Below are 6272 nucleotides of genomic sequence, written 5' to 3'. Positions count from 1 at the left end.
GCGACAGAGAACGGACCCGACCCGTAGTTTAGGAGGGTCGTTCTCAGGCATCGCAAGGCTCAGCAAGGGAGAAACAGGTTTTCTGGCGAGAGATCGGAATTCAAGCCGATTGGGCGATTAAGAAGCTACTAGAGATCGGAACCCAAGCCGAGTGGGCGATTAAAAAGCTACGAGACAGCTGAACCCAAGCTGATTGAGCTAGACAAAACGGCTTTCGAGCTTTGCGTTAAAATGAGACTATCGCAGTATTCACCAAGCAGCACCATGAAACTCAATGCCGATCTTTCCCAACGCGCGGTCGTCAACAGCAACAACGTCGACTGGGTTGCCTCACCAGCCCCTGGTGTATGGCGCAAACCACTGGAACGCGATGGCGATGAAGTGGCGCGTTTAACTTCGATTGTTCGTTACGACGCAGGTTGTTCATTTCCTGAACATGAGCATGGCGGTGGCGAAGAGTTCTTCGTGCTGGAAGGTACTTTTGAAGATGAGTTTGGCGTTTATCCCAAGGGTACATATGTCAAAAATCCTGTCGGAACCAAACATTCTCCACGCTCCAATAACGGTTGTATTCTTTGGGTAAAGTTGCGTCACATGCATCCAGACGATCAGCAGTCTGTGGTCATCAACACAGTGGAAGGGCCGTGGGAAAACACCCTGTTCCCGGGTGTTCAAATTTGTAGGCTGGATCGTTTTCTAACGACGGATACTTTCCTGTTGAAGTGGTCTCCCGGCGCAACCTATGCCTTTCATCGGCACAGCGGTGGCGAGGAAATATTTGTGTTGGAGGGTACGTTGCAAGACGAACTCGGTGTTTATCCAGCGGGGACCTGGACGCGCAATCCAGACGGAAGTTTTCACAAACCATTTAGTCCGGATGGTTGTTTGATATTGGCGAAAATCGGCCATTTGCCGACCTAGGTGTTTGTGTGTCAAATTAGTGACTTGTCTCTTAGTAGGTTTCACCTCATCTTAAGCACCGGCAGCTTGGTAACAGTACCAAACCCAATTGGACTGTCGCCATGTTGTACACCACCCGAATCCTTCTCCCTGCGCTTCTTGTTTCACTGCTGGCTGCATGCGGTGGCAATGACAACACCACCCCTCCCACACGGGTAGAGGGTCAGGAAACCTCTCCCACGCTAAGCGCCGGAAGCAATCAGCAAGCCGCAGAGCGAAGCACCATTGAGCTGCGCGCCACGGTGCAAAACACAGATCAGAATTCTGTGGTGGCTTATGCCTGGTTTCCTGCCAGTGAAGAAACCGTGTTCTTTGGTGATGCGGGTCGGTCGGATGAATCTGTTTTGAATCTGCAACTGCCCCAGGTCAACAACGACACCTCTGTTGAGTTTGTGGTGCAAGCCCAGCTTTCCAGCGGCACTGTGCTTGAGGACCGTGTTCAGGTCACCATTCAAAACACCTTCGACAACGCCTTGCCCGTGGTCAATACCAATGCGCTGCCTATTCAAGCCGATAACTGGCTAATGGCCAGCGCCTGTGATTCCACCGATTCCGATGGCACCATTCAAACTTACCAATGGCGCAATGAAACCCTGAATATTCAGTACGAAGAAACAAGCTGTAATTTGAGTGTGCAGCTTCCCAATTCGCCTGAATCTCAAACTTACACTCTGCGGGCCATTGCAATTGACAACGAGGCGGGCTTGGGCTTCAAACTGTTCAATGTCACCACCCGCCAGCGCCCAGCCAACACTGCACCGGTGATTCAAAACGCCAGTGCATTGCCTGAACCCGTGCGTCCCGGTGAAACTTTGAACTTGCAAGTCAACGCCAGTGATGCCGATGGTGACACCCTGTTTTATCGCTGGACACAAACCGATGGTGCGATGCTGGAAATAAGCAATGCAGACAAAGCCATGGCCCAGGTGCAAATTCCACCTGACCTGTCCAATCAAACCTTAAGCTTCCGCATTGAAGTGTCAGACCGAGCCAATTTCCAAACCTCGGTGAGCCAACGCAGCGTGGATGCCAGCGTGCGCAGCAACACCAGCAGCAACGCAGGTCTTCTGGAGTGCCTGCAAGACCCCACGCGCGTGGGTTGTCCCTTGGCCGCTTTGTTGACTGCGCCTCCCCTTGGTGCTCAACAACCGAGCAGTGCGCAGTTTTCAGCTGGGCAGTGCACTCCCTTTTATGGCGGTGGTGTGAATGGGCAAGGCTACTCCCACTTGTTGGGTGCCATGCACGAGCACACCGCTTACTCGGATGGGCAGGCCAACACCGATCCGCTTCAGGTGTACCAACAGACCCGAGAGCGCGGCATGGACTTTGTCATGTCCTCAGATCATTCCGACAATCTGGCTATTCCCCTGGCCTTGCCCGACACCACCAACTGCACCGACAACCCTTTGTCTTGTCTCATTTCCGATCCCGACAACCTGCCCAACAGTTTGACCAAGTGGCGCAGTACTTTGAATCAGGCCAATCAGGTGACTGGCGAATCGCCAGGCCTGTTCACCGCCATGCGTGGCTTTGAGTGGACCTCCGACCGCTTCGGGCATGCCAATGTGTACTTGAGTCGAAACAACATCAACGCCAAGCTGGGGCCGGGTTACTTGGTGTCGATGGACCTGTTCTGGCAGTGGTTTGTGCTGTCGCCCCAGTTAGGCGGCGGTGGTGACGGTATTTTGGTATTTAACCACCCAGGGCGAGAAGACGCCCTGCACAGTGCCCTGCTGCAAATTGGCGAGGGCGTGGGGCAAGCCACACGTATGGCTGGCGCGCTGAATGCATTGAACGTGTTTCAGCAAGGCGACCCAGCCTATGCCTTCAACGACTTCAAATATGTGGCACCTGCTGATTACCGCGTAGTGGGCATTGAGGTGTTTGGCAAAGGCGATGAATATGACACCGATGGCAAGTTTGGCTCTTGGTATGGCCACGCTTTGGACAAGGGTTGGTATGTGGGGCCAGCCGGTTCGGAAGACCACCATGAAACCAATTGGGGCGGTGGCAATTTGCCCAAAACAGTGGTCATTGCGCGTGCCAACAACCAGGCCGACATTCGCGAAGCTTTCCTGGCTCGTCGCTTTTATACCGTGGCCCAAAATGAAAATGCCTTGCGCATGACCTTTGAAGCCGTTCAGGCCTCCACGCGAGGCCAGCAACGCCTGCCCATGGGCTCGCGCATTGGTACACAGGACAACACCGTTCAATTTGAAGTCAGCGTTCGCAGCACGCAAGCCATGGACCCTTTGCAAGGCATGTCGTTTGAACTGTTCAGCTCACAGTCAGGTCCGGGCACCAACGAGGCGCAGCGCTACCTGCCCCTCCAAACCCAGACCGGGAAAAACGGACGCTTCACGGTAAACCCAGCCGATGGAAAGAATTGGTATTTCGTGCGCGTAAAACGGGACGATCGAATTGTGGCGGTGAGTGCACCGATCTGGATATTCAAAGGAAGCGAGCCGCTGCCGGAATGTGCAGCGCTTTAAAACTCCTCAGCCCACTTTCGAAACTGGTTGAGCGAACCCTTGAACAAATGGTCAATGTCGGCCAAATGTTCATCAACAAATTCCCGCACCATTGAACTGGTGCTGGCAGGCTCTACGCGCAGGTGGGCCTCGCACTGGCCGTCTGCAGTGCTCACACGCATGTTCAGTTTGTGGGCAATGCGCAGCATGGCTTCGTTGTCCATCAGGGTGTAAATAAACAGCATTTCAATGCCTTCATTGCGCGCCCTGCGCAACGCCCTTTGAAACAGCAGCGTACCCAGGCCATGCCCCCGCATATTGGCGTCCAGCGACAAACCCAATTCCGCACCCTTTGGGGCTGTGCTGTCTTTGGGCTGGTTCAGTTCAGCCAAATGCACCACGCCCAGCAGTACTTCATCACGCCCGAAAATGCCAAACACGGAGTCGCGCTCAAAATCAATGCTGGCGGTGTATTTCGCAATTGCGGCATCTCCCAGCGCATAACTAAAGCGCAAACGGCGATCCGTTTCATTCAGGGCCAGCAAGTGTGCAAGAATTAAAGGGCGGTGTGAATCATCCAGTTCCACAATCGGAACTTTGGACAGGCCCAGAATGGACGCGGCCCTGCGCCCCAAGACGCTGGGAATATCAAACCATTCAATGGGCTCTGACGACATGATGAACTCGACTGCGAAATTGTGAAAAATCGGAAATATGCCTACATGATCCACCAACAAGAAAGCAAGCCGCAACCCAATACCCTGCAAGTTGGAGTACCACTTCAAATTCGCGAATTGGGTTTGGTGGACTATTTGCCCACCTGGGAAGCCATGCGAAATTTCACAGATGCCCGTTCAGAACAGCTCAACGGCCCAATGAGCGACGAGATCTGGATTTGTGAACACCCCCCTGTGTTCACTTTGGGCCTTGCTGGCGACCCGGCGCATATGTTGCAACGCAGCAACATACCCTTGGTGAATACCGACCGTGGGGGGCAAATCACCTACCACGGCCCTGGCCAAATTGTCATTTATCCGCTTTTGGACCTTCGCCGCTTTGGTTTGAAGGTGCGAGAGTACGTTCAATTGCTTGAGCAAAGCATAATTGACGCCTTGGTGCAGGTGGGTGTGGCGGATGCCCAACGCAAACCAAACGCCCCTGGCGTGTACACCCAGCACCATGGCAGCCTCGCCAAAATTGCCGCCCTGGGCATCAAGATCCGCAAGGGGTGTAGCTATCACGGCCTGTCGCTGAATGTGGCCATGGATTTAAAGCCATTTCAGCAAATAAACCCCTGTGGTTACGCTGGTTTGGAAACAGTGGACTTGGCCACGATTGGTGTTAAAATTTCACAAGCTGAGATGCAAATGCATCTGATGAAATACCTGATTCAACACCTTGAAGCCGCGCGATCCGCGGTGGCAAAGTAAACACATGGCCCCAATCACCCAAAGGCCAGGGAGCAAAAAACGTGTCCGAGATCAATGAAAAGTCCGCTGTGGCCAAAGAACTGAGCGCAGTCAGCGATCCGACCGTCAAGCAAAAAGCAGCCGCGAAAACCGCTCGAATTCCCATCAAGATTGTGCCCTTCGAGCAGTTGAAAAAACCCAGCTGGATCCGCGTGAAGGCCGGCTCGCCGTCGACCCGTTTCTATGAAATCAAGGAAATTCTGCGCGAGCACAAACTGCACACCGTGTGCGAAGAAGCCTCCTGCCCCAACATTGGTGAGTGCTTTGGCAAAGGTACTGCCACCTTCATGATCATGGGCGACAAGTGCACCCGCCGTTGCCCCTTCTGCGATGTGGGCCATGGCCGCCCTGATCCGCTCGATGAAAACGAACCCCTGAATTTGGCAAAAACCATTGCCGCCTTGCGTTTGAACTACGTGGTCATTACCAGCGTAGACCGCGATGATCTGCGTGATGGTGGCGCCGGCCATTTTGTGGCCTGTATTGAAAAAACCCGTGAATTGTCGCCCAACACCAAAATCGAAATTCTGGTGCCCGACTTCCGGGGTCGCCTGGACCGTGCGCTGGGTATTTTGAATGCTGCCCCGCCCGATGTAATGAACCACAACCTGGAAACCACCGAGCGCCTGTACAAAGAAGCCCGCCCTGGTTCAGATTACAAACACTCGCTGAAGCTGCTGCAAGAATTCAAAAAAGCGCACCCTGACACGCCCACCAAAAGCGGCATCATGGTGGGCTTGGGCGAAACCGATGAAGAAATTTTGCAAGTGATGCGCGACATGCGCGAGCACCAGGTGGACATGATCACGATTGGCCAATACCTGGCACCCTCAGGCCACCACTTGCCCGTGCGCCGCTATGTGCACCCCGATGTATTCAAAATGTTTGAAGAGAAAGCCTACGAAATGGGCTTCACGCACGCAGCCGTTGGGGCAATGGTTCGCAGTTCATACCATGCGGATGAACAGGCGCACGGTTTGGTGTAACAAAACGCTCACCGTGCCTGCGTTTTAGAATTCGCTTCAATTCAATTCGGTGAATATCGGCTTGCACCCGTTTCAGGTGCCGAATAAATGCATAGCGGGCCAGCGTGCCCAGGGCAAAGGCACCACCCACTGCATACATAGTGAATATCAACAGGTACAGAAAAATTTCTGTGCCTTCTATGGCGTGCAGTACAGTACTCAAAATGTAAATTGAGTCCAGAAAAACAATAGTCATCAAACCCAAAGTAATCGACACACTGATTTGTTTGGCTTGTCGCTTGGCCAGTAACAGGGCTTCCAGCTTGTCAATTTCGACCTCACCCACCGTACACCCCACCACATTGAATCTTGCCAATTCCCGTGCCTCGTTGCGCGGACACGCATTG

6 protein-coding genes are annotated in these 6272 nt (G+C 53.4%); 4 read left to right on the top strand and 2 right to left on the bottom strand.

Annotated elements, in window-relative coordinates:
- Nucleotides 1-264: 264 nt before the first annotated feature.
- Nucleotides 265-921, top strand: a complete 657-nt coding sequence (locus tag B4C79_RS09130; protein WP_105027952.1) for a cupin domain-containing protein — start codon at nucleotides 265-267, stop codon at nucleotides 919-921.
- Nucleotides 922-1022: 101 nt separating this feature from the next.
- Nucleotides 1023-3452: a PKD domain-containing protein gene (locus B4C79_RS09125; RefSeq protein ID WP_291751316.1), complete on the top strand. Its 2430-nt coding sequence runs from the start codon at nucleotides 1023-1025 to the stop codon at nucleotides 3450-3452.
- Here the strand turns inward: B4C79_RS09125 and B4C79_RS09120 are convergent.
- A complete protein-coding gene (locus B4C79_RS09120; RefSeq protein WP_105027954.1) occupies nucleotides 3449-4108 on the bottom strand; it encodes a GNAT family N-acetyltransferase in 660 nt (219 codons plus the stop codon). The genes B4C79_RS09125 and B4C79_RS09120 overlap by 4 nt on opposite strands.
- A gap of 45 nt (nucleotides 4109-4153) precedes the next feature.
- Between B4C79_RS09120 and lipB the strand changes: the two genes are divergently transcribed.
- A complete protein-coding gene (gene lipB, locus B4C79_RS09115) occupies nucleotides 4154-4861 on the top strand; it encodes a lipoyl(octanoyl) transferase LipB (RefSeq protein ID WP_205882474.1) in 708 nt (235 codons plus the stop codon).
- Between the two features lie 41 nt (nucleotides 4862-4902).
- Nucleotides 4903-5886 carry a lipoyl synthase gene (lipA, locus tag B4C79_RS09110; protein ID WP_171097225.1) on the top strand — a complete coding sequence of 328 codons (984 nt, stop codon included), beginning with the start codon at nucleotides 4903-4905 and terminating at the stop codon, nucleotides 5884-5886.
- On the opposite strand, the gene B4C79_RS09105 is transcribed toward lipA, so the two are convergent.
- Nucleotides 5813-6241, bottom strand: a complete 429-nt coding sequence (locus tag B4C79_RS09105) for a hypothetical protein (protein WP_291741963.1) — start codon at nucleotides 6239-6241, stop codon at nucleotides 5813-5815. The genes lipA and B4C79_RS09105 overlap by 74 nt on opposite strands.
- Nucleotides 6242-6272 lie beyond the last annotated feature (31 nt).

The sequence above is a fragment of the Limnobacter sp. UBA7229 genome, assembly GCF_002473065.1.
Lineage (GTDB): Bacteria > Pseudomonadota > Gammaproteobacteria > Burkholderiales > Burkholderiaceae_B > Limnobacter > Limnobacter profundi.
Note: the sequence above shows the minus strand (reverse complement) of the source record. Positions and strands in the feature narration are given on the sequence as shown.

Coding starts and splice junctions, on each gene's coding strand:
- lipB (WP_205882474.1), top strand. CDS start 4,154: ATGATCCACCAACAAGAAAGCAAGCCGCAACCCAATACCCTGCAAGTT.
- B4C79_RS09130 (WP_105027952.1), top strand. CDS start 265: ATGAAACTCAATGCCGATCTTTCCCAACGCGCGGTCGTCAACAGCAAC.
- B4C79_RS09125 (WP_291751316.1), top strand. CDS start 1,023: ATGTTGTACACCACCCGAATCCTTCTCCCTGCGCTTCTTGTTTCACTG.
- B4C79_RS09120 (WP_105027954.1), bottom strand. CDS start 4,108: ATGTCGTCAGAGCCCATTGAATGGTTTGATATTCCCAGCGTCTTGGGG.